The sequence below is a fragment of the Pedobacter chitinilyticus genome (assembly GCF_003313385.1).
GTDB lineage: Bacteria > Bacteroidota > Bacteroidia > Sphingobacteriales > Sphingobacteriaceae > Pedobacter > Pedobacter chitinilyticus.
On record NZ_QMHN01000001.1, the window covers coordinates 1,568,616 to 1,595,135 of the forward strand.

General features: G+C 39.6%; 26 protein-coding genes. 10 read left to right on the forward strand and 16 right to left on the reverse strand.

Features of this window, described 5'->3' with window-relative positions; translation table 11 throughout:
- The coding region (locus tag DUT70_RS06540) for a T9SS type A sorting domain-containing protein (RefSeq protein WP_205529744.1) at nt 1-1,372 on the forward strand (1,372 nt) is incomplete at its 5' end.
- A 123-nt stretch (nt 1,373-1,495) separates the two neighbouring features.
- On the opposite strand, the gene DUT70_RS06545 is transcribed toward DUT70_RS06540, so the two are convergent.
- The 3 genes from DUT70_RS06545 to DUT70_RS06555 form a co-directional block, all read right to left on the reverse strand.
- Nucleotides 1,496-1,975 carry a DUF6438 domain-containing protein gene (locus DUT70_RS06545; protein ID WP_128353320.1) on the reverse strand — a complete coding sequence of 160 codons (480 nt, stop codon included), beginning with the start codon at nt 1,973-1,975 and terminating at the stop codon, nt 1,496-1,498.
- 49 nt (nt 1,976-2,024) lie between these two features.
- Nucleotides 2,025-2,555, reverse strand: a complete 531-nt coding sequence (locus DUT70_RS06550) for a hypothetical protein (RefSeq protein WP_113646444.1) — start codon at nt 2,553-2,555, stop codon at nt 2,025-2,027.
- Between the two features lie 82 nt (nt 2,556-2,637).
- Nucleotides 2,638-4,218, reverse strand: coding sequence for a L,D-transpeptidase family protein (locus DUT70_RS06555; RefSeq protein ID WP_240432041.1), 1,581 nt, complete (start codon nt 4,216-4,218; stop codon nt 2,638-2,640).
- A 271-nt stretch (nt 4,219-4,489) separates the two neighbouring features.
- On the opposite strand from DUT70_RS06555, the gene hisG reads away from it, so the two are divergent.
- From hisG to hisIE, 8 genes are all read left to right on the forward strand, one after another.
- Nucleotides 4,490-5,341, forward strand: coding sequence for an ATP phosphoribosyltransferase (gene hisG, locus DUT70_RS06560; RefSeq protein ID WP_113646446.1), 852 nt, complete (start codon nt 4,490-4,492; stop codon nt 5,339-5,341).
- Nucleotides 5,342-5,580: 239 nt separating this feature from the next.
- Nucleotides 5,581-6,867 carry a histidinol dehydrogenase gene (hisD, locus tag DUT70_RS06565; RefSeq protein ID WP_113646447.1) on the forward strand — a complete coding sequence of 429 codons (1,287 nt, stop codon included), beginning with the start codon at nt 5,581-5,583 and terminating at the stop codon, nt 6,865-6,867.
- Nucleotides 6,868-6,934: 67 nt separating this feature from the next.
- On the forward strand, nt 6,935-7,975 hold the full coding sequence (hisC, locus tag DUT70_RS06570) for a histidinol-phosphate transaminase (protein ID WP_113646448.1): 1,041 nt from the start codon (nt 6,935-6,937) through the stop codon (nt 7,973-7,975).
- Nucleotides 7,975-9,108, forward strand: coding sequence for a bifunctional histidinol-phosphatase/imidazoleglycerol-phosphate dehydratase HisB (gene hisB, locus DUT70_RS06575; protein WP_113646449.1), 1,134 nt, complete (start codon nt 7,975-7,977; stop codon nt 9,106-9,108). The genes hisC and hisB overlap by 1 nt, the downstream gene beginning before the upstream one ends.
- Before the next feature lie 410 nt (nt 9,109-9,518).
- On the forward strand, nt 9,519-10,136 hold the full coding sequence (hisH, locus tag DUT70_RS06580) for an imidazole glycerol phosphate synthase subunit HisH (RefSeq protein ID WP_113646450.1): 618 nt from the start codon (nt 9,519-9,521) through the stop codon (nt 10,134-10,136).
- 71 nt (nt 10,137-10,207) lie between these two features.
- Nucleotides 10,208-10,957: a 1-(5-phosphoribosyl)-5-[(5-phosphoribosylamino)methylideneamino]imidazole-4-carboxamide isomerase gene (gene hisA, locus DUT70_RS06585; RefSeq protein ID WP_113646451.1), complete on the forward strand. Its 750-nt coding sequence runs from the start codon at nt 10,208-10,210 to the stop codon at nt 10,955-10,957.
- A gap of 78 nt (nt 10,958-11,035) precedes the next feature.
- Nucleotides 11,036-11,791 (forward strand): imidazole glycerol phosphate synthase subunit HisF, encoded by a 756-nt coding sequence (hisF, locus tag DUT70_RS06590; RefSeq protein WP_113646452.1) that lies wholly within the window; start codon nt 11,036-11,038, stop codon nt 11,789-11,791.
- 200 nt (nt 11,792-11,991) lie between these two features.
- The gene (hisIE, locus tag DUT70_RS06595) at nt 11,992-12,597 is read left to right on the forward strand and encodes a bifunctional phosphoribosyl-AMP cyclohydrolase/phosphoribosyl-ATP diphosphatase HisIE (protein WP_113646453.1); all 606 of its coding nucleotides are present in this window, start codon (nt 11,992-11,994) and stop codon (nt 12,595-12,597) included.
- A 176-nt stretch (nt 12,598-12,773) separates the two neighbouring features.
- On the opposite strand, the gene DUT70_RS06600 is transcribed toward hisIE, so the two are convergent.
- The 8 genes from DUT70_RS06600 to DUT70_RS06635 all read right to left on the reverse strand — a co-directional run bounded on the left by DUT70_RS06600 (nt 12,774) and on the right by DUT70_RS06635 (nt 18,805).
- Nucleotides 12,774-13,481: a lycopene cyclase domain-containing protein gene (locus DUT70_RS06600; RefSeq protein ID WP_113646454.1), complete on the reverse strand. Its 708-nt coding sequence runs from the start codon at nt 13,479-13,481 to the stop codon at nt 12,774-12,776.
- Nucleotides 13,478-13,960 carry a sterol desaturase family protein gene (locus tag DUT70_RS06605; RefSeq protein WP_113646455.1) on the reverse strand — a complete coding sequence of 161 codons (483 nt, stop codon included), beginning with the start codon at nt 13,958-13,960 and terminating at the stop codon, nt 13,478-13,480. The genes DUT70_RS06600 and DUT70_RS06605 overlap by 4 nt, the downstream gene beginning before the upstream one ends.
- Nucleotide 13,961: 1 nt before the next feature.
- Entirely contained in the window at nt 13,962-14,426 is a 465-nt protein-coding gene (locus DUT70_RS06610) for an SRPBCC family protein (RefSeq protein ID WP_113646456.1), read from the reverse strand.
- Complete coding sequence (gene idi, locus DUT70_RS06615; protein WP_113646457.1) at nt 14,427-14,957, reverse strand: isopentenyl-diphosphate Delta-isomerase; 531 nt, start codon at nt 14,955-14,957, stop codon at nt 14,427-14,429.
- Nucleotides 14,958-15,461: a hypothetical protein gene (locus tag DUT70_RS06620; RefSeq protein WP_113646458.1), complete on the reverse strand. Its 504-nt coding sequence runs from the start codon at nt 15,459-15,461 to the stop codon at nt 14,958-14,960. It abuts the gene before it with no gap.
- Nucleotides 15,451-16,305 (reverse strand): phytoene/squalene synthase family protein, encoded by an 855-nt coding sequence (locus DUT70_RS06625; protein ID WP_113646459.1) that lies wholly within the window; start codon nt 16,303-16,305, stop codon nt 15,451-15,453. The genes DUT70_RS06620 and DUT70_RS06625 overlap by 11 nt, the downstream gene beginning before the upstream one ends.
- A 4-nt stretch (nt 16,306-16,309) precedes the next feature.
- Nucleotides 16,310-17,797 (reverse strand): phytoene desaturase family protein, encoded by a 1,488-nt coding sequence (locus DUT70_RS06630; protein ID WP_240432042.1) that lies wholly within the window; start codon nt 17,795-17,797, stop codon nt 16,310-16,312.
- A 126-nt stretch (nt 17,798-17,923) separates the two neighbouring features.
- Entirely contained in the window at nt 17,924-18,805 is an 882-nt protein-coding gene (locus tag DUT70_RS06635; RefSeq protein ID WP_113646460.1) for a MerR family transcriptional regulator, read from the reverse strand.
- 132 nt (nt 18,806-18,937) lie between these two features.
- Between DUT70_RS06635 and DUT70_RS06640 the strand changes: the two genes are divergently transcribed.
- Nucleotides 18,938-19,837: a WD40 repeat domain-containing protein gene (locus DUT70_RS06640; protein ID WP_113646461.1), complete on the forward strand. Its 900-nt coding sequence runs from the start codon at nt 18,938-18,940 to the stop codon at nt 19,835-19,837.
- 50 nt (nt 19,838-19,887) lie between these two features.
- On the opposite strand, the gene DUT70_RS06645 is transcribed toward DUT70_RS06640, so the two are convergent.
- The 5 genes from DUT70_RS06645 to DUT70_RS06665 all read right to left on the reverse strand — a co-directional run bounded on the left by DUT70_RS06645 (nt 19,888) and on the right by DUT70_RS06665 (nt 26,514).
- Complete coding sequence (locus tag DUT70_RS06645; RefSeq protein WP_162926578.1) at nt 19,888-20,964, reverse strand: serine hydrolase domain-containing protein; 1,077 nt, start codon at nt 20,962-20,964, stop codon at nt 19,888-19,890.
- Nucleotides 20,965-21,040: 76 nt separating this feature from the next.
- Nucleotides 21,041-21,940, reverse strand: coding sequence for a PorP/SprF family type IX secretion system membrane protein (locus DUT70_RS06650; protein WP_162926579.1), 900 nt, complete (start codon nt 21,938-21,940; stop codon nt 21,041-21,043).
- A gap of 26 nt (nt 21,941-21,966) precedes the next feature.
- Complete coding sequence (locus DUT70_RS06655) at nt 21,967-23,961, reverse strand: InlB B-repeat-containing protein (RefSeq protein ID WP_113646464.1); 1,995 nt, start codon at nt 23,959-23,961, stop codon at nt 21,967-21,969.
- A gap of 12 nt (nt 23,962-23,973) precedes the next feature.
- Nucleotides 23,974-24,912, reverse strand: coding sequence for a DUF5017 domain-containing protein (locus tag DUT70_RS06660; RefSeq protein ID WP_162926580.1), 939 nt, complete (start codon nt 24,910-24,912; stop codon nt 23,974-23,976).
- A gap of 12 nt (nt 24,913-24,924) precedes the next feature.
- Nucleotides 24,925-26,514: a RagB/SusD family nutrient uptake outer membrane protein gene (locus tag DUT70_RS06665; RefSeq protein ID WP_113646466.1), complete on the reverse strand. Its 1,590-nt coding sequence runs from the start codon at nt 26,512-26,514 to the stop codon at nt 24,925-24,927.
- Nucleotides 26,515-26,520 lie beyond the last annotated feature (6 nt).

Here is a 26,520-nt window from a genome sequence, read left to right on the forward strand (position 1 = left end):
TGGTACCAATGCTACGGCAACTGGTCTTACAGCAGGAACCTATACCGTCACTGTAACGGACTTCAACGGATGTCAAACCACAAGAGCATTCACCATTAACCAGCCCGCAGCGGCGCTCGGAGCAACTATTTCCAAAACAGATGTTTCCTGCAATGGTGGCGGTAACGGAACAGCAACAGTGGCAGTAACTGGAGGAACGACTTCGTACACTTATTCTTGGGCACCTTCGGGAGGCAACAATGCCACTGCAACGGGCCTCAGTGCTGGAACCTACACGGTGACCGTAACCGATGCCAATGCCTGCCAGATCACCAGAACGGTCACCGTCAACCAGCCTGCAGCGGCGCTCGGAGCAACTATTTCCAAAACCGATGTTTCCTGCAATGGTGGCGGTAACGGAACAGCAACAGTGGCAGTAACTGGAGGAACGACTTCGTACACTTATTCTTGGGCACCTTCGGGAGGCAACAATGCCACTGCAACGGGCCTAAGTGCGGGAACCTACACGGTGACCATAATGGATGCCAATGCCTGCCAAATCACCAGGACAGTCACCGTTAACCAGCCTGCAGCGGCGCTCTCACTAGCCTATGGAGGCAGTAGCTCCATTACCAAGGATGCAGCTTTCAGCTATACCTTTGCCGCTACGGGAGGAACACCTGGATATACTTACAGCACAACAGGAACAAGGCCTAACGGACTAAACCTTTCCAATAGCGGTGTACTCTCGGGTACTCCTACGGCTACGGGAACGTTTATTTTCAACGTGATTGCAACAGATGTCAACTCATGCACAAGGAGCATCCCGGTAAGCATTACCGTGGCGGATCCATTACCTGTAACGCTTACAGGCTTCACGACCAAGCCCGTTTCTGGGGGTGTGGAAGTTTCATGGAACACCGTTTCAGAGACCAATTCCTCACATTTCGAACTGATGCACGCAACGGAGAACGGAAAGTTCAGCCTCATCAGCAGACAGGAGGCCATGGGGAATTCGGGTACTGGCAAACGCTATTCGTTCCTGCACAGACAACCCGCTAATGGCAACAATTATTACCAATTGCTCCAGCTGGATAAAAATGGCGACAGCAAAGACTACGGTGTGAAAACGGTATACTTTACCTCCGTGACCAAGGACGGCGTATCGCTCTATCCCAACCCAGCAGCTCATACGGTAACCGTGACTTTTGCGACCAAGACCTATAGCCAGCTACAGGTAACGGACATGCTCGGCAAGGTGGTCAGAAGCCAAAAGATCGGTTCGGCAGATACCGAACAGCGAATAAGCGTTGAAACACTACCTACGGGAACCTACACCATCATCCTAACGGCTGAGGGAAAAAGGAGCGTGCACAAGCTCATCAAACTGTAACTGTTCAAGCAATACAAAAATCCCCCTTAGCAACAAACTGAGGGGGATTTTTTACTTCTATCTTTTAAGGAATTGAACTGGACCGATAGACTATTAGGACCTCTATTATAATTTAAAAGTATTCTATTCGGCTTTTTGCCATTGTTGTGCATATACTAAGGAATCAACATAGGCGTAAAATTTAGCTAATGCAGGAGATCCCTGATTTCCGTAATCATAAATTTTCTTAGTATTATTTCCATTGTAGCGTATTTCTAAATCAGTTGCGGGCAAATCCGTAACGCGATTGTCTCCATATCTATCTTTTAAATCTGGAAAATCCAAACGATTAAGTTCAGTGGCTAAATTTTGTAGTTGTGCCGAACTTAAACGAGCGGTATATTTACCTTTTAAATCATTTTTAAGAAAGTTTCTAGCATCCAAATAGGCTTTACCCTCTTTTGTTATTTCAAGCTTATACATGGGACAAGTACCAAAACATGGAGACTTATTCACAATCAAATTTTCAATTTCGTATCGAAGTGATGAACTTGTAGTTTTTCGATAGCTTTGACAAGATACAAATAGCAGAAATACCGCTATTATTCCAAGATATTTTTTCATAGTGATATAATTTATAGTTAAACAAATATACATTTATTTCTATTTTACGCTAACGTAAACCATTACCTTCTTCAAATTCCAATAAAGTATCATGTAAACTTTTTTCGTTTCGATAAACATCATCATACATAGCCTGCTTATTCTTGGCTAGTTTCATGAGCTCGTCTTGGGCTCTGTCTCTCTCGGCGCCATTGGTAGTAGAAATCACTTTTTGTTGTGCTATTTCTTTTTTGGCATACATATGCAACGCTTTTAAACTGTCGTAATAGTTAATTGCTTCATTTTGAAGTTCAATCGCTTTTTCTAAATCTGCTGTATCTAAATTTTTAAGGGCATGCAACACAGCGTCAAACTCCCGCTCTTGCTCATTCACCACATTTAAGGCACGATCAAAATCATCCGCAATTAAATAGTTGAGTTTACGAGATTCAGAACCCTTTTTGCCAATGAGCATTTGAGTAACCTTACGTTCCTGAACATCTAAGATGTGTTTAAATTCCATTGCTTTTTTATTCATGCATGAACTTAAAAACAGCACCAAACCTGCAAAAAACACTTTTAGCCTTTTAGATAAAGTCATATCACTAAAACAAAGCCCAACCAAATAGGTTTGTTAGTATTACGTTAAGAAGGAATTAAAAATGACCTATGAGGCATTCCGCTTACATATACCTCTTCAATGCCTCCCAAAGAATTGGGTCGTATTCATAAACGTCCGGTCTGAATTGCACATTGCCTTTCCCATCTGCCCATGCCGTATAATAAGCGATGAATACACCAATACTCTTACGAGGAGAATACCAAGTAGGTTTTAATTGGAAAACATTCAAAGTATCCGCTTTTTTGGCCAGTTTCTTTTTAAAGATTTCGTTTTTGGTGGTATCCACAGGAGGCAAATCCACATCCATACGTAATTTATCGTACTGATATTTGTCTTTTACCATCAGCTCTGCAAATTTCAAAGGCTGTTCAATACGCACACAACCGTGGCTAATGGCACGATTGGCCAATTTAAACCCATACTTATTGTTGGTATCATGCAAGTAGATACTCGAACTATTATCAAACACAAACTTGAACTTGCCCAGCGCATTGCCCTCTCCAGAACCCTGCTTAAATTTAAATGGAAGCTTTTCACGGGGATATTTGTTCCAATCAATGGTATCAGGATCGGCCACTAATTTGTCTTTGTAGTAAACTTTGATGTTATTATTTGAAAGATAGAAAGGGTCTTTTCTTGCCATCCAATAAATTTCACTTTTAGCAATACTCACGGGGATATTCCAAATAGGGTTTACCTGTATGGCATTAAAAACACTAAATAACTGAGGGGTTTCGTGGTTTTTAGGCTTATCATCCAGCTTGCCCGATTTCAAAAAGACTTTCATCTTTTCGGCATAAGTTGCCTCACGCTTACCCCCTACGCAAACATTCATATGTGCCAGGGTGTCGGCTTTCCTAAACCAAGTGAGTGTAAAATCTGGAATGTTTACCACTACCAATTCTTCCGTTTGTAGCGGTAAGCGCCAGCGCATACGCTCCATATTCATCTTAATGGCTTTTATTTGTGGTGTTTCATCGGTGCCTAAGCTATCACGATAATGGGCTAATGCTCGTTTAAGTGCTAAATAAGCATCCGTAGAAGGCTGTGCCTTTTTTAATTTAGACACTAAATCGTCGGTATTCAATACCGAATCCATCTTTAAACTATCAGGCCGTTGTATCTGAATATAAAAGCGATTAAAGAAGTTTCTAGGATTGATACTGCCATACCCCATAAAATTGGTGTATTTATTTAAGGCATAGGCAGCATTTAACTCAAGGTTGGCCACTAATTCGTAAACCTCTTCAATGGTTTTAAATTGATTTCTGTTAAGTACCTGCAATTCTTTTTCGTAAGCGGTATAGTTAAAAATCTCTGGATTAAAACCATCAAGCCTACTATTCGACAAATAGTTTTTTAAACTGTCCAACTGTCCATTCACATAAAAACGGGTAACCAGTTGAGGCAGGTATTCATTCTTCTCGTAAAAAGCAGAAATGACTTTAGGATTCAAAAAAACTTTGCGCTGCTCCTCTAATTTTGCTTTAAAGATGGGCTTATATACAGCCGTATCAAATTTATTGTATAGCTTATTATTAAAATGTTCAGTCAACACTACAGCAATCTCTGGCTTCTCTTTAAACCAGCTACAAGCACTTAAAACACAACAAAAAAGAGATAGAAGTAGCGTTTTTTTCAAACTCAGAAAGGGATTAGTTAACATTAATTATTCTTAGATAGGTAGATAATACAAATAAAATGCCATTATTTTTTGCATTGTATACTAAACTAGTATATATTTGCCGTACATTCCTGCAAAATTAAGGAAAAGAAAGTTAGTATAATGATTCAATTTTTAAACCATCACGTACATTACCACCATCGCCATTGCGGCGATATGTAATGTGATGTTCTGTACTTCAGAGCGGTTTAAAATAGATTTTATATTTCTTATCCTTTAATTTTAGTAAGTGAAAACTCTTAAAATAGCTATCCAAAAATCGGGTAGATTAAACGAAAAATCAGTAGAAATTCTTAAAAATTGTGGTTTATCATTCGAAAACTACAAAAGCTCGTTAATTTCAACAGTAACCAACTTCCCTTTAGAAATCTTATTCCTAAGAGATGATGATATTCCTGAATATGTACAGGATGGCATTGCCGATTTGGGTATTGTGGGCGAAAACGTAATTGTTGAAACAGGAGCCGACGTTTCTTACCTACAAAAACTAGGCTTTGGCAAATGCTCTCTAAAAATTGCCGTTAAAAATGATAGCGATATCAACAGCGTAGCGCAATTAGATGGCAAGGTGATCGCTACATCCTACCCTGTAATTTTAGAAAAATTCTTAAAAGCCAACCAAGTTGAAGCCCAAATCAGAAACATATCAGGTTCAGTGGAAATTGGTCCAGGCTTGGGATTAAGCGATGCCATTTTCGACATCGTATCAACTGGCGGCACTTTAAAAAACAATGGTCTTAGACCTTTCACCAGTGTGATGGATTCGCAAGCGGCATTAGTATGTACACCAGGTTTAGAATTCAATACCGAAGTATTAGAACTGGTTCAAAGAATCCAATCGGTACTTAGGGCTAGGACTACTAAATATGTAGTGCTTAACGTGGAGAAGAAAAACCTTAAGGCAGTAGTTGAATTGTTGCCAGGTGTGAAAAGTCCAACCGTAGTTCCTTTGTTTGAGGAAGATTGGGTAGCCGTTCATTCGGTAATTGACGAGCAAGATTTTTGGGTAAAGATCAATAGCCTAAAAGCCGCAGGCGCACAAGGTATCGTGGTCATGCCAATCGAGAAAATCATTACTTAGAACTAATTATTACTATTAGATTATGTGCAGAACAAGGCGTCATTTCGACCGCAGCGAAGTCCCGAATATTTGCGGGAGAGAAATCTTTGGAAATGCAATTTTCGTTTCAAAGTTTAAAGATTTCTCGGCTACGCTCGAAATGACGGACGACTTAAGAAACTACATATATTCAGACAAAAAACAGCTCAAAATATTTAATTTTTACTATTAACTATTAGTTAATTTAAAATTTTAAAACATTGAAAATCTATAACTTTAAAGATTTAACTCAACAAGAACTAAAGAAATTATGCTCCCGCAGCATTTCTGATGATAATTTAGTTAAATCGAGGACAGAGGAAATCATCAACAACGTAAAAAGCAATGGCGACAATGCCTTGCTCAGTTACGCACAGCAGTTCGACAACATTGAACTTTCTTCTCTCTTTATCGACAAAAATGAACTGGCCAAAATTGCGAAACAGATTCCTTCATCGGTTAAAAGTGCCATCGATACCGCCTACCAAAACATCCACACCTTTCATGCCTCGCAACTTAAACAGGAGGATAAAGTGGAAACCATGCCAGGCGTAACTTGCTGGCGTGAGGCAAGGGCAATTGAACGGGTGGGCTTATACATCCCAGGAGGTACCGCCGTACTACCCAGCACTTTCTTAATGTTGGGTATCCCAGCTAAAATTGCTGGCTGTAAAGAAATCGTGGTTTGCTCTCCACCCCAACAAGATGGAAAAGTGAATTGCTACATTGCTTACGTAGCTACCTTACTCAACATCGAAAAGGTTTACCTTGTTGGCGGAGCACAAGCAGTCGCAGCTATGGCCTACGGCACCGAAAGCATCCCCCAAGTTTACAAGATATTTGGCCCAGGAAACCGTTATGTGACCGAAGCCAAAAAGCAAGTACAAAACAGCGTAGCCATTGACATGCCCGCAGGTCCATCGGAGGTTTTGGTACTCGCGGATGATACTGCCATTCCGTCATACGTAGCCGCAGACCTATTAGCACAAGCAGAACATGGAACTGATAGTCAGTCAATTTTAACAGTTACCTCAAATGATACTGCAAATAAAATTATCCAAGAAGTAGAAACGCAATTGCTAGCCTTACCTAGAAAGGACATCGCCACAGCGGCCATCGCCAATTCCTACGTGATGTTGGTCGATGACCTATCGCAAGGGATGGAATTTAGTAACCTCTACGCTCCCGAACACTTGATATTGGCCACAGAAAAACACGAAGTACTTATCCCGTTAATTAGCAATGCAGGTTCGGTATTCTTAGGCAATTTAACTCCTGAAAGCGCAGGTGATTATGCTTCTGGTACTAACCATACTTTACCAACAAGTGCTTTTGCTAAAGCTTATTCTGGCGTTTCTATTGATACTTTCATTAAGAAAATCACGTTTCAACATCTATCTGTCAATGGATTAAAAAACATTAGCAATACGGTTGAAATACTTGCAGAAGCCGAAGGCCTACAGGCGCACAAGAATGCAGTGAGCATTAGACTAAAAGAATTAAGTTAAAGGTTACAAGTTATGAGATAATTCCCTCACAACACTTAACCCGCAACACGCAACAAAAAATAAAAAAATGGACGTAAGAGACCTACAACGAGAAAATATAAAAAACCTTAGCCCCTACTCTACCGCTAGGGACGAATTTAAGGGGCAAGCAAGTGTTTACTTAGATGCCAACGAGAATAGCTTTGGCTCGCCACTGCCTGCCGACTATAACCGTTACCCAGACCCATTGCAATTGGATTTAAAAGATGCCATTAGCAAAATCAAAGGTGTGCCTATTGAAAACACCTTTTTGGGCAACGGTAGCGACGAGGCGATTGATTTACTTTTCAGAGCTTTTTGTAATCCTGGAAAAGACAACGTAATTATCCTGCCCCCTACCTACGGCATGTACGAAGTCTCTGCAAACATCAACGATGTTGAAGTGAGAAAAGTGAACCTCACTCCCGATTTTCAACTGGACCTGGAGAACATTGCAGAAACGATTGATGCTAACACCAAAATCATTTTCATTTGCTCACCTAACAACCCTACGGGAAATTCTTTAAACAGAGGCGATATAGAGACGATTCTAGCCAACTTCAAGGGATTGGTAGTGATAGATGAGGCTTACATCAATTTCGCCAAACAGAAGACCTTTATTCAAGAATTGACAGAATATGCCAATTTGGTCATCCTGCAAACTTTTTCAAAAGCTTGGGGTTTGGCAGCTTTGCGTTTGGGCATGGCATTTTCTTCCACCCATGTGATCGACATCCTGAACAAAGTAAAACCGCCTTACAACATCAATCAAGCTACACAAGATTTAGCTTTGGCAGCTTTACAGAACATCCAACAGGTGAACGAATGGATTAAGATTACGGTAAACGAACGCGAGAGGCTAGCCAATGCGTTAAGCAGACTAGAAAAAGTGAGAAAAGTTTACCCATCTGACGCTAATTTCATTTTAGTGCAAATTGACCACGCACACTGGACTTACCACCAATTGGTAGACCAAGGCATTATTGTGAGAGACCGCTCCAAAGTAGTGCTTTGCGACGATTGCCTACGCATTACCATTGGCACTACCGAAGAAAACAACCAACTTTTAACCGCACTAGAAAAACTATAATGACCAAAATTTTATTTATCGACCGCGACGGTACGCTCAATATTGAACCTGATGATGAGCAAGTAGACAGTTTTGCAAAACTGAAATTTTACCCAAGAGCTTTATACTACCTATCGAAAATTGCCAAAGAACTGGACTACAAATTAGTGATGGTGACTAATCAGGATGGCTTGGGCACTTCTTCTCATCCAGAAGAAAATTTTTGGCCTATACAAAACTTTATTGTAGATACTTATGCTGCCGAGGGTGTAGTATTTGATGAGATTGTAATTGATAAAACTTTTGCGAAAGAAAATGCGCCAACCCGTAAACCAGGCACTGCCCTACTGACCAAATATTTTGGAGAAGGGTACGATTTGCCCAACTCGTTTGTGATTGGCGATAGGCTTAACGACATTGTATTAGCAAAGAATTTAGGGGCTAAAGGAATTTACATCCGCAACAACGATGGCTTAGGTTCGGCAGAGAATTTGGATAAATACGAAACGTTAAGTGACATCATTGCTTTAGAAACCAAAAATTGGGAAGACATTTATACCTTTCTTCGTGGTGGTGCCAGAACGGTTAAGCACGAACGCAAAACCAACGAAACGGACATCAACATCAAGCTAGATTTAGATGGCACAGGTAAAGCCAAGATTGAAACGGGTTTAAATTTCTTTGACCATATGCTAGACCAAATTGCTCGTCACGGAGGGATGGATTTAGAGATTATTGCCAAAGGCGATTTACATATTGACGAACACCATACTGTAGAGGATACAGGCATTGCCTTAGGTGAAGCTTTTGCAAAAGCCATTGGCAATAAATTAGGCATTGAGCGTTACGGTTTTTGCTTACCCATGGACGATTGCTTAGCACAAGTAGCCATTGATTTTGGTGGCAGAAATTGGATTGTTTGGGATGCCGAATTTAAGCGTGAACGTGTAGGTGATGTTCCTACGGAGATGTTCTTCCACTTCTTTAAATCGTTTAGCGATGCAGCGAAATGCAATTTGAACGTGAAAGCCGAAGGGGAAAACGAACACCATAAAATTGAGGCCATTTTTAAAGCTTTTGCCAAGGCAATTAAAATGGCGGTTAAACGTGATGCAGAAAAAATGGTCTTACCGAGTACGAAGGGAGTCTTATAGGGACTAGGAATTAGTGGTTAGTGATTAGTGACGAGTATCAAGCCCCGTCATTTCGATGAGGCACGAAGAGAAATCTAACTTCCTACAATATCGTTAGATTTCTCACTTCACTCCGTTACGTATCGAAATGACGGAAGTAGTGTCGTCATTGCGAGAAGGTACAGCCTGTCCCGACTTTTCGGGAAAGCAATCTTAAAGTGTAAAGCAGGCTGCAGATGAATAGTAGAACTGAAATAAGTTAATTAAACCCGATAGCAGCGGAAAGTTTGTGATAGTTACTTCCCACTAAATAACATAAATCAAATGAGATTCCTCGTTCCTCGGAATGACAAATAGCATAAAACTTACAGCGGATAGCGGGACTACAGCAACCATGAAATACTGACATTCGTTTTCAAAAACTGAAAAAAATGAACGAAAACACAACCTCAAATAACACCATTGGCATTGTAAATTACGGTGCTGGCAATATTTTTTCGCTAACGGCAGCGTTAGATAGGCAAGGAATTAGTTACGGCATGGTGAATAATGAAGCTGATTTGGAAAAGTATAGCCATATCATTATCCCTGGAGTGGGCCATGCGGGTGCCGCCATGCAAAAACTGCAACAAACGGGATTGGTTGAAGCCATTAAAGCTTTAACAAAACCTGTACTAGGCATTTGCGTGGGTATGCAACTGCTTACCGACCACTCAGAAGAGGGCAATGCGGATTTGATTGGTATAGTCCCTATCAAAACTAAACTGTTCGACAAAGCGCTAGGCATTAAGATACCGCACATGGGTTGGAACAATGTTAATTTTACAAACAATTCGCTGTTTACCAATGTTAAACCTCTTGCACAATTTTACTTTGTTCATTCTTATTTTATTGAATATAACCCTATTTTTGACATCGCTTCGGTAACTTATGGCAACAAGTTTTCGGCAGCTATACAAAAAAACAACTTCTTCGGCGTTCAATTCCATCCAGAGAAATCTGGCGAAGCTGGGGAGCAGTTATTAAAGAACTTTTCAATGATTAGATAATTGGCTAATGTGATAAATTTGATGATTAGCTAATGCTTATAACTTCCAACTTAAAACTTAACTGAAAAAAGATGTATATCATTCCTGCAATTGATATTTTAGATGGCAAGGTAGTCCGCCTACGTGAAGGTGACTATAACCAAAAAACTGAATATAACGTTTCTATCGAAGATATGATTGAGCAGTACCAATCAAACGGTACAGATTTTATTCATATTATAGACCTAAATGGCGCCAAAGGCGATTTTAGCAATCAAAAAGCCTTGTTCGAGATTATTAAAAAAACGGACATGAAGGTGCAATATGGCGGCGGTATTCGTACCATTGAGCAAGTAACCAATTTGCTAGATGCAGGTATCCATCGCGTAATTGTGGGTACACAGGCCATCAGCAACCCTGATTTTCTTCCTCAACTCAGCGAAGCTTTTGCCAAAAAGGATGACTATGCCAACCGTATCGTTATTGCTATTGACGTATTGGACGAAGTAATTAAATACTCGGGATGGATGGAAAGTTCGCCAATTAAACTGATGGACTATGTGGACAAGTGTTTAGCATTAGGCTTTTTCCGCTTTTTATGTACCGACATTAATAAAGATGGCAAGCTTGGTGGTGCGGCAGTAGAGCTCTACAAAAAATTGCTTGACCACTCACCTATGATTAAACTCATTGCTTCGGGTGGTGTAAGTTCTATGGCTGACATCGAAGAGTTAGCGCAATTACCGATTAGAAGTGTGGTAGTTGGTAAAGCAATTTACGAAAACCGCATCTCCATTGAAGAAGTTAAGAATTGGAATTTGCAGCAATTAAGCTCTATATAGATTAAAAGATAATAGTAGTTGGTATTTAGATAGGACACGTGCTTTCTAAATACTAACTACTAAATACTGAAGTCCCCTATGCTTTCAAAACGCATTATCCCCTGCCTGGATGTAAAAGATGGGCGAACTGTAAAAGGTGTAAACTTTGTTGATTTGCGTGATGCGGGTGACCCTGTGGAACTGGCCGCTCAATATGCACAGCAAGGTGCTGACGAACTGGTATTCCTGGACATTACCGCTACTCATGAACGTCGTAAAACGATGATTGAGATGGTAAAATCTGTGGCTAGACAATTGAACATTCCCTTTACCATTGGCGGTGGCATCACCGAAATTGCAGATGCAGAAGCATTACTGAATGCAGGTGCAGATAAAATCAGCATCAATTCTGCAGCGGTGCGAAATCCGAAACTGATTGAGGAATTGGCAAAGGCTTTCGGTGTGCAGTTTGTAGTGGTTGCTGTTGACACTAAACATGTGGATGGCAAAAACTGGGTGCACCTAAATGGCGGACGCTTGATGACCGAACTGCAAACGGAAACATGGATCAAGCAAGCTGAACAACTAGGTGCTGGCGAAATATTGTTGACTTCAATGGACCACGATGGCACCAAAGCAGGCTTTGATTGTAATTTACTGAAAAAAGTAAACGAAAGTATTAACATCCCAATTATTGCTTCAGGTGGTGCAGGGAGCATGGCGCATTTTACAGAGGTTTTCCAAAAAACAAACGTTGATGCAGCATTAGCAGCTTCGGTGTTTCACTATGGAGAGATTTTAATACCAGATTTAAAACAGGAATTAAGCAGACATCAGATACCAGTAAGGATATAACCTTTTCGTCATTTCGACGAAGAATGAGGAGAATTGAAAATCAACGAAGTTAAATCTAGCAATTGTATGTTGTTAGATTTCTCACATACGTTCGAAATGACGGAAAAACAAATACATCTCGTCATTGCGAGGCACGAAGCAATCTTAATGCGTATAGAGATTGCTTCGTGCCTCGCAATGACGACCGAACAAAGAATAAAATGAGCAACATTAACTCCAGTCAAATAGATTTTACCAAAACAGACGGCTTAGTTCCCGTAGTAGTGCAAGACAACCAAACCTTGGAAGTACTGATGCTGGGCTACATGAATGCCGAAGCTTTTGAAAAAACACAACAGGAAGGCAAAGTCACCTTCTTCTCTCGCTCCAAAAGCCGTTTATGGACCAAGGGCGAAGAAAGTGGTAATTTCTTATTCGTTCAATCTATTGCAATAGATTGTGACAACGACACAATATTGATTAAAGCTAATCCTGTTGGTCCAACTTGCCATACAGGCTCTCGTAGTTGTTTTAAAACTGATTTCAATCAAAACTTTATCTTCGAATTAGAAAACATTATTAACGATAGGTACGAAAATCCTGTAGAGGGTTCCTATATCAATAAGATGCGAAGTAAAGGGTTAAATAAAATAGCTCAAAAAGTTGGCGAGGAAGGTGTTGAAACAGTAATTGCTGCCTTGGCCGAAACCAAAGAGGATTTAGTTAACGAAGCTTCGGATTTGGTATTCCACTTAATGTTTTTACTCAAAGAGAAGGGTTTAAGTATTAAGGACATTGCAGAGAATTTGGAGAAGAGACATAAATAGTACTCAAAAGGAAAATCCAGCTTACTGTATCGCTGTCTATTAGATTTCTCGACTTCGTTTCTCTCCGCTCAAAGTGACGAGATAGGGCAAACTTCGTAGGTTTTGAAAACCTACGAGGTTTTTAACTACGCAATTATCGACATTGCGAAAAGCGTCGAAATAACGACTGAGCATACTTAAGAAACTCCTCTACTTGCCTTTAACCTTAACAGAAATCCCTCATAAAGCAGGATATTCAATCCGATAAGGCTCATGCCATAAAAGACATCTTCAAAAGGAATGGTCTTTATGCGTAATCCGATGATTTCATTGCTATTGTACCATACAATGGGTGCCTCTAAACCTGTGCCTGTCAACACACCATTCACAATCAAAAACGGAATAATCATGATGAGGTAGGTGAAATAGAATTGTCCCAGCCAATTGGGTTTCTTTATAAACGCCAAGTACGAGATCAACAGCACAAACACTACAAAATTCATCATGGGGTACATTTTGTGATAGAAGCAAAACAACATTACCACGCCAAAAAGCATTAAAATAAACGAAATTGCTTTAGTAGAATAACTTCTTAGTGCCTGTTCCTTCCAAACACCAAAACAGTGATAGGAGAATAAACAAGCATAAGGAATGCATAGGAAAAAAAGAATTTCCTCGATAGGTAATCCCCAGATGAAAACGCCAAGCACATAGTCTGGATTAAAGCCCCACACCCCTTTTTCGGTAAACCAAACATCCCAAACTAAAAACAAAACCGTAGTGATGATATTGGCGGGCAAAAAAGCCTTCACGTTTTTCCAAAACATCAATTTCGGATGAAAAGAGCATAAAAACGGCACTAAGACCGAAAACAAATTGACCAGCAAGTACGTATAATGCTTCATGATTTTTGTTGCTGCATTTTTTGATACTGATAGGCTTCCCTAAAATATTTAAAAGGCACCCAAAGCATTCCAAAACATTCACCATCGTGTTTGCCCAAATGTTTATGATGCATTTTATGAGCTCTTCTGATGGCTTTTAAATAGATATTATTTGTATTTCTAAACCACTTAAATCGTTGATGGATAAAAATATCATGTACCAAGAAATAGCAAAAACCATAGAGTGTAATGCCACTCGCAATGCCAATGGCGATGATATTTCCATAGATAGAACCCCATAAAAACAATAAGATTCCTGGCGTGGCAAAAATCAAGAAAAAGAAGTCGTTTTTCTCAAAAACCTGGCCATCATCTTTTTTATGGTGGTCTTTATGTAGGCTCCACAACCAGCCGTGCATCAAATATTTGTGTGCCAGCCAAGCCACACATTCCATTGCTACAAAAGCCAATACCACACAAACAACTATCGTTAAAACCATTTTATTTCGATTTAAAGATGGTAAGTATCTGTTCAGTTCTATAATCAAAAATTTGTGCCAACTTTTTACGTACAATTAGCTTATTGGCTAGCTGACCCAACCAACCAAAAGAAATAGCATAGGTAACCTTGTCTTTCATCAACACGGCACCATTCTTTTCTTCGAAAGTATGTTCATGGTGCCAATAAGCATAAGGCCCTTTCTGTTGTTCGTCTACAAACGAAAAAGGTGCATTTACAGCGCTAATTTGACTCAACCACTTTAATGGAATACCTGCCAATGGCCTCACTACATATTCTATCATCAGTCCGTTATGAATATGTTCAGGTAAATCTTTCGTCACTACCTTAAATTCCATTTCAACGGGTGTAATTTTAGCTAGGTTACTCGGGTTACTGAAGAAATCCCATGCTTCTACTACTGAAATTGGCAAAACAGTTTCCCTATATAATTCGTACTTCTTCATTTATTTATTCAACAAACGATCTAATATCCCTTTATTCAACACTTCGGCTAAAATAATTTTAAACCAAGGCGTATATTTTACTGGATGAGCTTCAACATCCTCCCTTAAAGCGTCTACAGTCATATATTTCCACTCACTTACTTCATTTTCATCTGGTTGCGGTATTCCCGAAAATCTACCCAAAAACACATGGTCAAACTCATGCTCAAACAATCCTCCACCTACATCGGCTTTATAAATGAAACTATAAATCCAATTCGTATCGCAAGCAATTCCCATTTCTTCCTTCAATCGCCTACTTACAGCATCTTGCAAGGTTTCTCCTGCCCTTGGGTGACTGCAACAAGTATTCGTCCACATACCACCGCAATGATATTTATCCAATGCACGTTGTTGAAGCAACACTTCATTTTCATCATTCAATAAAAAAACAGAAAAAGCCCGATGTAGTTTTGCTTCTCTATGAGCCTGCATCTTCTCCATCAAACCAATCTCTCTATCTTCAGTATCTACTAATATTACTTCTTCCATTTACTTGGCGATGGTCGTTAATTGCTGTTTTTCTTCAGGGGTTAATTTTTGTTGTTTCATAAACGAAACAATGGTTTTAGCCAATTGTTCATCTATTTCATCGTTCGTCAAGCTCCTTAAAATTAACTTTTTATCGGCTTCAATATGACGATTATAGCCTAATATGGACGGTGCAGACATCTGTGTAGCATACCTCAAAAATACCAACTCCACATTTCCATTATCTTTTGAAATAGCCGTATTGAGCATCTTTTTACCAGCATTAAAGTAACTCAGCTTGGTAAACGGATTAAAAACATGCTTGGCCATCACCATTTTAGTAGCACCTTTATAACCTAATACAAAAGCGCTCTGCTCTTGCTTTTCTAAAATAGAAAGCAGGTTTTGTGCTGTTTGTTTGCTTTCTACAGCCCTAGCATACATTAACCTGATGTTTTGCTTGGAAGATTCTGTAAACAGCAAAAGAAAGGAAGAGATAAATAGAACGATTGGTTTAACCCACATGAGCTGACAATTTCCCAGAAGTTTGCGGCACAAAAAATGTATTTAACATAAGTAATGCCTTTTGGAAATCGGGCACTCTTACTCTTTTCTCCATAATGTGCTTGGCAGGAATCTCCTGTATTTTTCTAAATAATGATTTATAATAAATATAGGCCAAATATACGCCCTTTTTTGCACACGGTGGTAGTTTTGCAATACCTACCAAGGCTTCGTCAAATTCAGCCTTTATCTCTTGTTCTATTAGCGATTTATCCTCTTCCGTAAAGCAATCGAAGTTCATATTTGGGAAATACATCCTACCCAATTCCAAATGGTCTGCTTTGATATCTCTCAAAAAGTTCACTTTCTGAAATGCAGATCCTAATTTCATTGCCGCATGCCTTAGGGAATTATATTCATTAGCATCCCCATTGCAAAACACCTTTAAACACATTAAACCTACCACTTCAGCCGATCCAAAAATATATTTTTCATACAATTGCTTGGTATAAACTTGCTTCTCCAAATCCATTTCCATACTATCTAAAAATGCTTCGATTAATTCAATATCTATCTGATATTGATGTACGGCTTGCTGAAAACTATTAATGATTGGATTTAAACTGATCTTACTGTCCAAGGAAGCGTAAGTTTCGGTTTTTAATTGCGCTAAAAGGCCTTTTCTATCATAACCATGAAAAGAGTCTACTACTTCATCGGCCAATCTCACAAAACCATAAATGGCAAAAATAGCAGGTCTGATGCTAGGCGATAGAAATTTAATGCCAAGTGAAAAAGAGGTACTATACTTTTGCGTGGTAATTTGGCTACATTTTGCCGAAACTTGATCAAACAATGCTTTCATCTACTTATTTTTGGTGTTTTACAATATAATTGGCTACTATTTGTCCAGAAATAATGGCTGGTGGAACACCAGGGCCAGGTACAGTTAGTTGACCTGTATAATATAAGTTACTTATTTTTTTACTTTTGATAGATGGCTTTAATATTGCTGTTTGCTTCAAAGTATTAGCTAATCCGTAAGCATTACCTTTAAAAGCATTGTAATCTTTCACAAAATCGGTGTAAGCATAAGTAGTTTTTGTAATAATGTTTTCACGGAATTTCTCACCGCAGAAATCCTCCAATCGATCAACCAGTTCTTCGAAATACCTCGCCCTAATTTCTTCTGTGTCCTTTAACCCAGGAGCCACGGGAATGAGCATAAACAAATTTTCCATACCTTCTGGTGCCACCGAAGGATCTGTTTTTGAAGGACAGCAAACATAATAAAGTGGATTTTCAGGCCATTCAAGCGTTTCGTAAATAGCTTCAGCATGTTTTTCAAAATCCGTTTCGAAAAAAAGGTTATGATGTTGTAGCTTGGGCAGTTTTTTATTTACACCAACATAATACAACAAACATGAAGGTGCCATTACACGCTTCTCCCAATAACTTTCTGTATAGTTTCTAGAAGATTTTGGCAGCAGCTCCTGCTCAATATGATGATAATCGCCTGCTCCTACAACCATATCAGCTGGCATTTCAGCATTTGAAGTAATCACCTTCTTTACTCGATGATCGGATACTTCAATGGAAGTTACTGTAGTTTCGGTTTTAAATTCCACTCCTTTTTCTAAAGCCAACAAGTACATGGCTTCCGCAAGCTTTCCAAATCCGCCCATGGGGTACCAAGTACCTAACTTAATATCGGCATAGTTCATCATACTATACAAAGCAGGTATATTTTTAGGAACAGCACCAAGAAACAATACAGGAAATTCCAATAGTTGCAATAATTTGGATGATTTAAAATAGCGCCGCACATGTTTTGAAAAAGATTGCAACAAGTCTAGTTTAGATGCCGCTTTCATTACTTTAACATCCATAAATTCGAGAATACTCAAGCCTGGCTTATGCACAAACTCGTTAATTCCCACTTTATATTTATATTCAGCTTCTGCCAAAAATTTATCTAATTGCATACCGCTGCCTGGTTCAATTTCTTCAAAGGCGTGCTTTAACGCTTCGTAGTTAGCAGGTACAGAAAGTACATCATCTTTACCATAAATCACCTGATAAGATGGATCAAGGCGTTTGAGTTCGAAATAATCTGATATAGATTTACCAAACTGATTGAAAAACCCCTCCATCACATCTGGCATCCAATACCAGCTAGGTCCCATATCAAAGGTAAATCCATCTTTTTCAAAAACTCTAGCTCTCCCCCCTACCTCTTTATTCTTTTCTACAATTGTAACCTTATAGCCCTTATCAGCTAAAGTAATAGCGGCACTTAAACCAGCAAAGCCGGCACCGATAACAATTACATGTGGGGGATTTTTAAGCATCATCATTAATTAAACAAACATAGCTTTATTTTGTTTAATTTTTTAATTTAAAAGTTAAACAAAATAAAAATCACAATATTGTTTCACAGATGATGGGTGTTTTTTATAAACAGAAGGATGGTTTGTATAGTTTTAAAACTCCACTAACAACTGTTTTAAGCTTGCAAGAAGTTGGAAATTAGCAGGCAGTTCTGGCGCTTGCTCCGCAATGTTAGCACTGGCAATATACAGTTTTTTGTTGGCTGGAATCACCTCTAATTTAGAGATAAATAATTGAATATCACCAATAGTCATCGGATTGGAAACATTGCAAACAAAGATGTCAGGGTTACTTACCTCCACGATTTTAGGCAGGTCCGACAGTGGAACTGCTTGCCCCAAATAAATTGTTTGATAACCTTTATTTTTGATCAGATAACTAAAAAAGAGCAGGCCAAGTTCGTGAAGCTCATTTTCAGGTAAAAAAAGTAATACTTTTTTCGAAGATGAATGAACCGTAGTGTTAATGCTATCTATAGCTGAAATGAGTTTTTGCCGCACCATATTACTTATAAAATGCTCTTGGGCAGGATTGATGGAATCAATTTGCCACATAATTCCTATACGGCTAAAAAACGGAAAGATAATTCTGTTAATCGTGTCTTCGAAACCAAGCCTGGCTACCGCTTTAAAAAAAGCTTGTTGAAACAATGTTTCATCCAGATCAATCATACTTAGCATTAAACCATCAAAAAGATCATCGTCACCGCTTCTAGTAAAACTTAAATCTTTTACCTTATCCGTGATTTCACGATGACTCATTCTGGCGATGTGAGATATTTTGATGCCATTTCGGTTGAGCACATTGATATTAAGCAATAACTTAAGGTGTTCATTCCCGTAATAACGAATATTGGTATGGGTTCTTAGTGGTGTGATGATTTGATAGCGTTTTTCCCACATTCTCAACGTAGCCGCTCTAATACCCGAGAGTATTTCGAGATCCTTAATTGAATATTTAGCGACGACACCCATAGCAGCACTACACTTTGTTTAACTTAACAGACTACAAATCTAAACAAAAATTGTTTTATCGATCATTCCCAAAAGATTGTCAAAAATCACACCATGATACAGCTTTTGCGCAGATAAGCTTACTTTTGTTTTATGTTGAAACACCTGCGCACTTTTACTGGACATCAAAATCCTATCTACGCCTTAACAAAAGCCGATGAAGAGGGTATTTTTTATACTGCTGGAAATGATAAGGGTGTGGTGGAATGGTCACTCAGCAAAATGGCCTTTCAATCGGTCAAATTACCTGTACAGAGTTCCGTGTATTCCCTTCATATTAATCAAAATCAATTGTTCATTGCGGAAAGAAGCGGTGCTTTTTCTGTCTTCGACCTGCAAAAACAAACGGTCACGGCTAGAATAAATGCTCACGCCAAGCCTATTTTTGGGATGGCAGGCATTGCAAGAAAAAATGAATTATTAACCAGTAGTGAGGATGGTACCGTAGCAATATGGTCTTTAGAGAATTTTGAGGAGCTTTATCGTTTACCTATTTCATACGATACCGTGAGATGCATTGCTGTTTCGCCCAATGAAAAAGAAATTGCATTTGGTTGTAAAGACAGCTCGATTCACATTTATAATGCGGATGATTATAGTTTAAAGGCAATGTTAAAGGAACATACTTTAGGCATTACTTCATTAGCCTACCATCCCACTGGGAAGTATTTGATTTCTGGCAGCAGGGATGCACAGCTTAAAATCTGGGATGGTTCCACCTACCAGCTCAGCAATAGTATTCCAGCGCATATGTTTGGTATTTACGACATTGCATTTCATCCCACCTTAGCTTACTTTGTTACCGCAAGCCAAGACAAGAGCATTAAACTTTGGGACGCGGAAAATTTTAAGCTTTACAAAATCATTAGCATCGAAAAAATGGGCATTGGACATACCCACTCTATCAATAAAGTTGCTTGGAGCCACAATGGCAACAAATTAATTTCCATAGGCGACGATAAGAAGGTAATGGTTTGGGAACTGGAAGCCTAAACTCCGTTAGCCCATTAAGGCGAAATATCATTCTTTATCGACGTATATGATTAAAGATTTCCATTCCTCCACTGATAGGCCCAAAAGGTTTGCCCTTTTTCCAGAAACAAATTCATCAATTCATTAAAGGCTGGCATTCCTGTTTCGGCATTTACAAAACCTACCAAACTCTCCTTGGTTTTAGGGTTTGCAATAAAAAAACACCTAAAGCCAGGGTTGGAACCAGTATGCCACAACCATGTTCCTTTTTCATTGATTTGCTGTCTCATTCCCAAAGCGCAGGGTACATACTGATCTTCGTCGTGCTTAACATTGAATTCCTTTTGTGCTTCATTAGCTTTACTAATCATTAACTGATGGGTTTTAGATTTTAGCCCTTGCCCCTTAACTAATGCTTTTTGAACAAATTTGGTGTAGTCAACAGCATTGGTGTACATCGTATAAGCTCCATTGGTATAATCCCATTTAATCAGCGACCTTGCACTATCTAATTTATAGTGCCCGTAGGCAAAATCTTTGAACGTTAGGTCATTCCATTGCATATCTGACCACGTCATACCAAAAGGTTCAAAAACTTCTTCTTTTACTAGCTGTTTAAGGGGCTTACCCGTCACTTTCTCCATCGCCAATTGAAGGTAATAAAATGCTTCGCCAGAATAGCTATATCGCGTACCAGGAGAATATTGGGTATGCAAGGGAGTATTTCTCCAAGCGTGTGTACCTACTGGTCCTTCCCAATTTAACAAACCACTCCTATGGGTAAGCACCATGCGTGCCGTAATTCGCTTTCCCAACGTATCGTCATTTAACCGGTTGTACTTAAAATAGGCACATAAGGGTTTATCTAAAGCAATCAACCCCTTATCGTACAATTTAAAAAAAGTATAAGCAGTAATGACCTTGGTTAATGAAGCGGCCTGAAAAATAGTATTTTCAGAAATCAAGGCTGCAGAATCAGTATGCTTTCGACCAAAAACATAGCCCATTTGCTTTCCATTTTTAACATGAACTGCCTGCATGGCGGGAAGTTTCAAGCGTTTGGCAATTTCAACAAATTCTTGTTGCTGGCCCCACAATGATCCTACGGTCATTAATAAGCTGGCAGTTAATAGAATCCTCTGTTTCATATTAACCAAGGTATAAAAAATTGGAAAAATAACGAGACTTTTCCACCTACCTATCATCTCTTTATTTGAAAACCTTTTATAGCAAACCAAATCGCTTTCCAAAGCGGTAAGTTAAGCTAAACTCGTAAGTATTATTGTTGAACGTTCTGGTTAAAGGCTTGCTACCGGCGGCAAATTGGTAGCCAAAGCCAATATTCAAATTCTTGATGAACAGGCTAGCCAAAGCAGCTATTTCTCCTTCCGTTCCAATATTTGCACCCAAACCAAAGGTTTTCTTTACATAAACCATTGCTGAAACATCTGCTTGAACGTCCAGATTCTTTGCGTAGCTCACCAAAGTTGCTGGCTTTAAGTCAAAATCTGCCCCCAAAGGCAATACCGCTCCTGCAGTAAAATGATACAAGGTACTGGCATCATAATTTAATGAGCTTGAACCTAAACCTAATTTGGAAAAAGTTAAACGAGGCAGCGAAAAACCTGCGTAAAATTTATCGGGACGATAATACATGACGCTTGCCGAAAGCATGCCTTCTGTTTCGCTTAAATCGTTATTAAACAAAGGATCTGACGACGACAGTTGCGAAAAGTTCCCTTGATAGTAACTTACACCAGCGCCTACCGAAACCGCTAAATAATCTTTTCCAGAAAGTTGGACTTGCTTACCTACAAAAGCCAAGGCTTCGCCCAATTTCTCTACGGATACATTCTCATGTCGGATATTTAAACCCACCCTTAGGTCAGATTTTCCGATGGGCATACTTGCCGCCAAACGATAAGCGGTAGGCGCTCCTTCCAAATCAACCCATTGGTAGCGTCCAATTAAGCTCACTTGCGCCTCTTTATACAGAAAACTGCCAGCCGTATTTACTGGAATTACCGAAGTGCCGTATTGACTATAGTTGGTATTTTGTTGGGCCTTAACGGTTAATTGAACAAAACAAAAGCCCAGTATCGTAAAAATATATCTAATCTTCATTTCCTTAAGTCTTGAAATTGATGGCATTAGTTTTTAATAAATAGATAGCCTTTCTTTTGCACCCATTGGCCATTTTGCTTGAATTCGATGGAATAGTAATAGGTACCATCGGGCAACTTGTCGCCACCATTGCTTTTCCCAGCAAAAACAACCGTATCATTGTTGTAGCCTTTTTGCTCATAAACTTTCGCACCACCCCTGTTCACTATTTTCACTTGGTTTTCGGGATAGGCTTTGATGCCTTCAATTACAAATACGTCGTTAATGCCATCTCCATTGGGCGATAGGGCCTGTGTAACTAATATTTGGGTATTTCCCGCCGTATGAATCACTACTTCTCGCTCAATATTGGTAGCGGGCAAATAAAACTCGTTACCAGCTTGCGAAGCCGTAATTTTGATGGTTCCTAAGCCCTTTACCTGCAATTTGTTATCAGTAGTAATGATACCCACACTAGGTTCATTGGCCGAAAAAACAACAGGAAGTCCAAAAGAACTGGTGGCCGTTAAAGCCACCACACCTGCATAACGGCTAATGGGCGTAGGTTGATTAAAAGTAAGGGTTTGAGGAGCTTTGTCGATGGTAAAACTAACTTCTACAGGTGTAGCAGGGTTGTAATCGGCGTTACCTGTTTGCGTAGCTCTGATGGTAGCCAAGCCTGTATTGGTAATGGTTACGGTTGAGCCACTAATGGTAATATTATTGGTTAAGGCCTGATAAGCTACTGGAAGTCCTGAACTGGCCGTAGCATTTAAAGCGAAAGGGATTTCTCCATAAACTTTATTACCAATGGCTGGAAAAGTAATGGATTGCCTTGGGTCGTTCCATTTGGCATACAAAGTAGTATTTCCCGTGACTACATCTGTCGCAAAATTCCATAGGTTGGTTAGAGCAGCTTCTTTGTACCACCCCCCAAAAATTACGTCAGTTTTGGTAGGCTCGGTTGGTGCGGCAAAGGTACTATTATAATTTACCTGCACTGGGCTTACGGCTGTTCCTCCATTACTCTCGAAAGTTACGGCATAGGTAATTGGGTTCCATTTGGCGTACAACGTCATGGGTGCGGTCACCACATCTGTCGTAAAGTTCCAAGGTGTATTCAATGTCGCGTCTTTATACCAGCCACCAAAAGTGTAACCCGTGCGAGTTGGTTGAGCTGGTTGAGCGATAGTTTGATTTGGATTGGCATAGATTTCAGAAACAGCAGAACCGCCATTGGTATTAAAGGTCACAAACAAGGGCAATATCGATTCATCGTACACATTGATATCATCAAAATAAATTTGAAGAATATTAGTGGTCGTAATGTTCGAATGGAAGCCTAATCTAAATTGGTTCAAAGGAATTGTTGGGCCAAAGGCAGCTTGGTTACTATATACTTTGGTAGTTCCTACCCACAAATCCCATTTATCATTCTCTACACTTACATTGGTACCATCTGGTGCTTGATAAACAATTGGATTATCTGAATTATTAACCACAAAGGTAATTTGTTGTTCGCCAGAGAATAGCTGCGTGGATGATTCGGGTGCTTTTGTTTGTCCATTTAGGGCCGACATGATGTTTACCGAAAATGAATTTCCAGAGATAGAAATACCGAATTTACTATGCGCATTACCTGCTCCAGCCACGTTATCAGGCAAATTGGCGCTGTTTTCAAAACCATTGCCCACAAAGAAGTGTCCTTGGTTAGTGATGGTTGTAGAAGGATTAACAGCATTAGTTACTTCCATCTTAAATTTAATGATGGCAACCTTTGGTGTCGTAGCAAAGTTGACATTCCTTACCGCTTGCGCAGAGCCTGTTCCATTTTTATTAATCTTTAACCTCCCGTTATCAATCACAAAAGGTGAAGAGCCAAAGGCACTGAAGAAGGTAAATTGTCCTGAATTTGGAGTGCTTGCATTCACATAGCTCGATAAAGTAGCGGAACTGCTAAAATTCTGCGAAAAGACCTGTGCAAAGCTGTTGCCGATGCCCACCCATAAAAACAGTAATATTAAGTATGTTATTTTCTTCATCTTTAAATGCTTTTATGGTTCAACATTAATTTCAATTTGCTTAACCACTTCCTTACGTCCATACACGCTGCTATTTGCAATGACAAATGTGGCGAGGTATTTCCCTGGAGTTTTATAAACATATTGGTAAGAAGCCGATTCTGGGTCTGATACGATTTTGATTGGATTTGGTTTATCAAGTCCTAAATTCACCTGCTCCGATTTGTGCAATGGTGCACTAATAGCCCAACCTTCTTTAAAAGTATCATTGGCAAATGTACCCGACCATAAAATACGCGTAGAGTTAACGTTTGGCACAGGAGATACCGTAACGCCATCAAAACCTTCGCCTAACACCAATTTAAAAGCACAGTCTACAAAGTCGTAAACTACGCCCGACAAACTTGGATCTTGTGTAACCACCCCTTGTATTTTAAATTCTGCAACTTGAAATTGGGTACGTTGCGAATTAGCTTGTGTGGTGAAAAACCAACCAAAATACACGGGTTTGCCATCAGCTGGAAACAAATTAGAAATTTCTATATCTCCCGAATTGGAAAAAGTAGCACTTGTACCTACAATAGGTGGAATGGTAAACTGATCGGTAATGTCTACCCAAGTAGCCGCTCTAATAGATGCTCGGTCATACACCCCGTTAAAATCTGTGGAGTATTTAAGGCGGGCACAGTCTGTGTTGTTCCCTGCGTATTTCGCTGACCTAAAGCTTAAAACGTTATTCGATTGATAAATTCTCTCTTTGTTATGGAAAGCATAATCCATTCCTGTTTCACCCGAGTAAAAAGAGATGAAATCGGCATTGCCATCAAAATTAAAGACAACAATGTCCCCAGCCTTGACGGTGTTTTTTGCAACCGTAATTTGCAAAGTTGGTTCTTCAACCTGGTATTCTTTGGTACATCCAAAGGTTAAAAAAGCCAAAAATATTCCTAATTTATACTTAGCAGTCTTCATATCCTTAAACATTTACCAGCCAACATTTTGTGTAAGTTTTCTATTTACGCCCATTTCATAGGTTGGAATTGGCCAAACGGCATCGCGAGGCATGGCATTTCCGTAATACGACCTTGCGCTCACTAAGTAGGAAGAAGTTCCTGCAGGTACTTGCCCCAAAATAAATTTCATGTTGTTATAGAAATCGCCCCAGCGTACCAAATCATTCTTCCTTAAGGCTTCAAAGCATAGCTCTCTTGCCCGCTCCTCTTTAATTTCTGCCTTAAAGTCATCATATAAAAGACCGTTTAAGTCTACTTGCGCATTTGGTGATTTAACAGGCAAACCTGCGCCTCTGCGTCTTACTTGGTTAATGGCTTCGTTTGCTTCGGTGCTTGGTCCATGTGCTGATTCGTTAATGGCTTCAGCATACATCAACAACACATCCGAATAGCGCAAAAGCGGAAAGTTTTGTGGTGTACTAGTGGTACTTTTTGGCAACAGCGTTTCGCTTTCCCTTCTAAATTTGCCACAATAGCGTTGGAATGGGGTTCCGCCAGTATAAAAAGTTTTTACGCGAGGAGTACCAGTGTAGTAATAATTGGCAATAGCCCAGTCTCTTCTTAAATCTGTACTCTCATATATTTCATACAACCAAGCACTTGGTCTAATGGCGCCAATGGAATAACCGATGTTAGTATCATCTGCTGGATAACTGATCCCATTATTACGGCCAACCGAACCTCCAGTATTCACATAAATACCAGTGCCATTTCCCCAGAAATCAACTTCAAAAATGCTTTCTTTGGTATCGAACTTATCGGTAGCCAAATTCACAAAAACCTGTTGATAGGAAGCATTCAAATCATGCTGCCCTGTCTCCATTACCTTTTTTGCCCAAGTAGCAGCTTCCGCATATTTATCCGCTTCGTTTAAGGGTTGTCCAGCCATATACAAGCAAGTTCTGGCCAACATTCCCCAAGCAGCAGATTTAGTAGCGATGGTTCCTGCAGAAACTTGTGTAATGGGTTTTAGTAAATCCGCAGCGGCCTGTAAATCGGTTAATACCACGGTATAAACTTCTTTTAAGGATGAGCGGGGAATTTGTAAATCTTCGGTCTTAGCAGAACGTGTAGCCTTTAATTGTACAGGCACGCCGCCAAACTTACTCGCCAACATTAAATAATAGTAACCTCTTAAAAACAGGGCCTGTCCCTTAATGTGGTTTCTTTCCACCTGCGCAATCTGAATGGTTGGGTCGTCTACGCTTTCTAAAAGCAGGTTAGCTCTGTTGATGCCACGGTACACAGAACGGTAGTAACCTAACACTTTTGAGTCGCTGGCAAAAACGGTATAATCTCCCACGGTAGCCAAATCTGAACTGTAAGATTCGTAACCTTCATCGGTTTCTAATCCTAACCGACCCAATATGTTACCACCGTATAGGGTTCCATCGGCCAGTATGGCATAGGTCCCCCGCAGTGCGGCATTTAGTTGTTCTTCTGTTTTGTAATAATCATCAGCTACGATGATGTATTCCTCTGGTTTTACGTCCAATATCTTATTACAAGATAGGCTAAGCATCAATCCGAAAAGTAGGGACAATCTGTTTATCGCTTTCATGTTTTA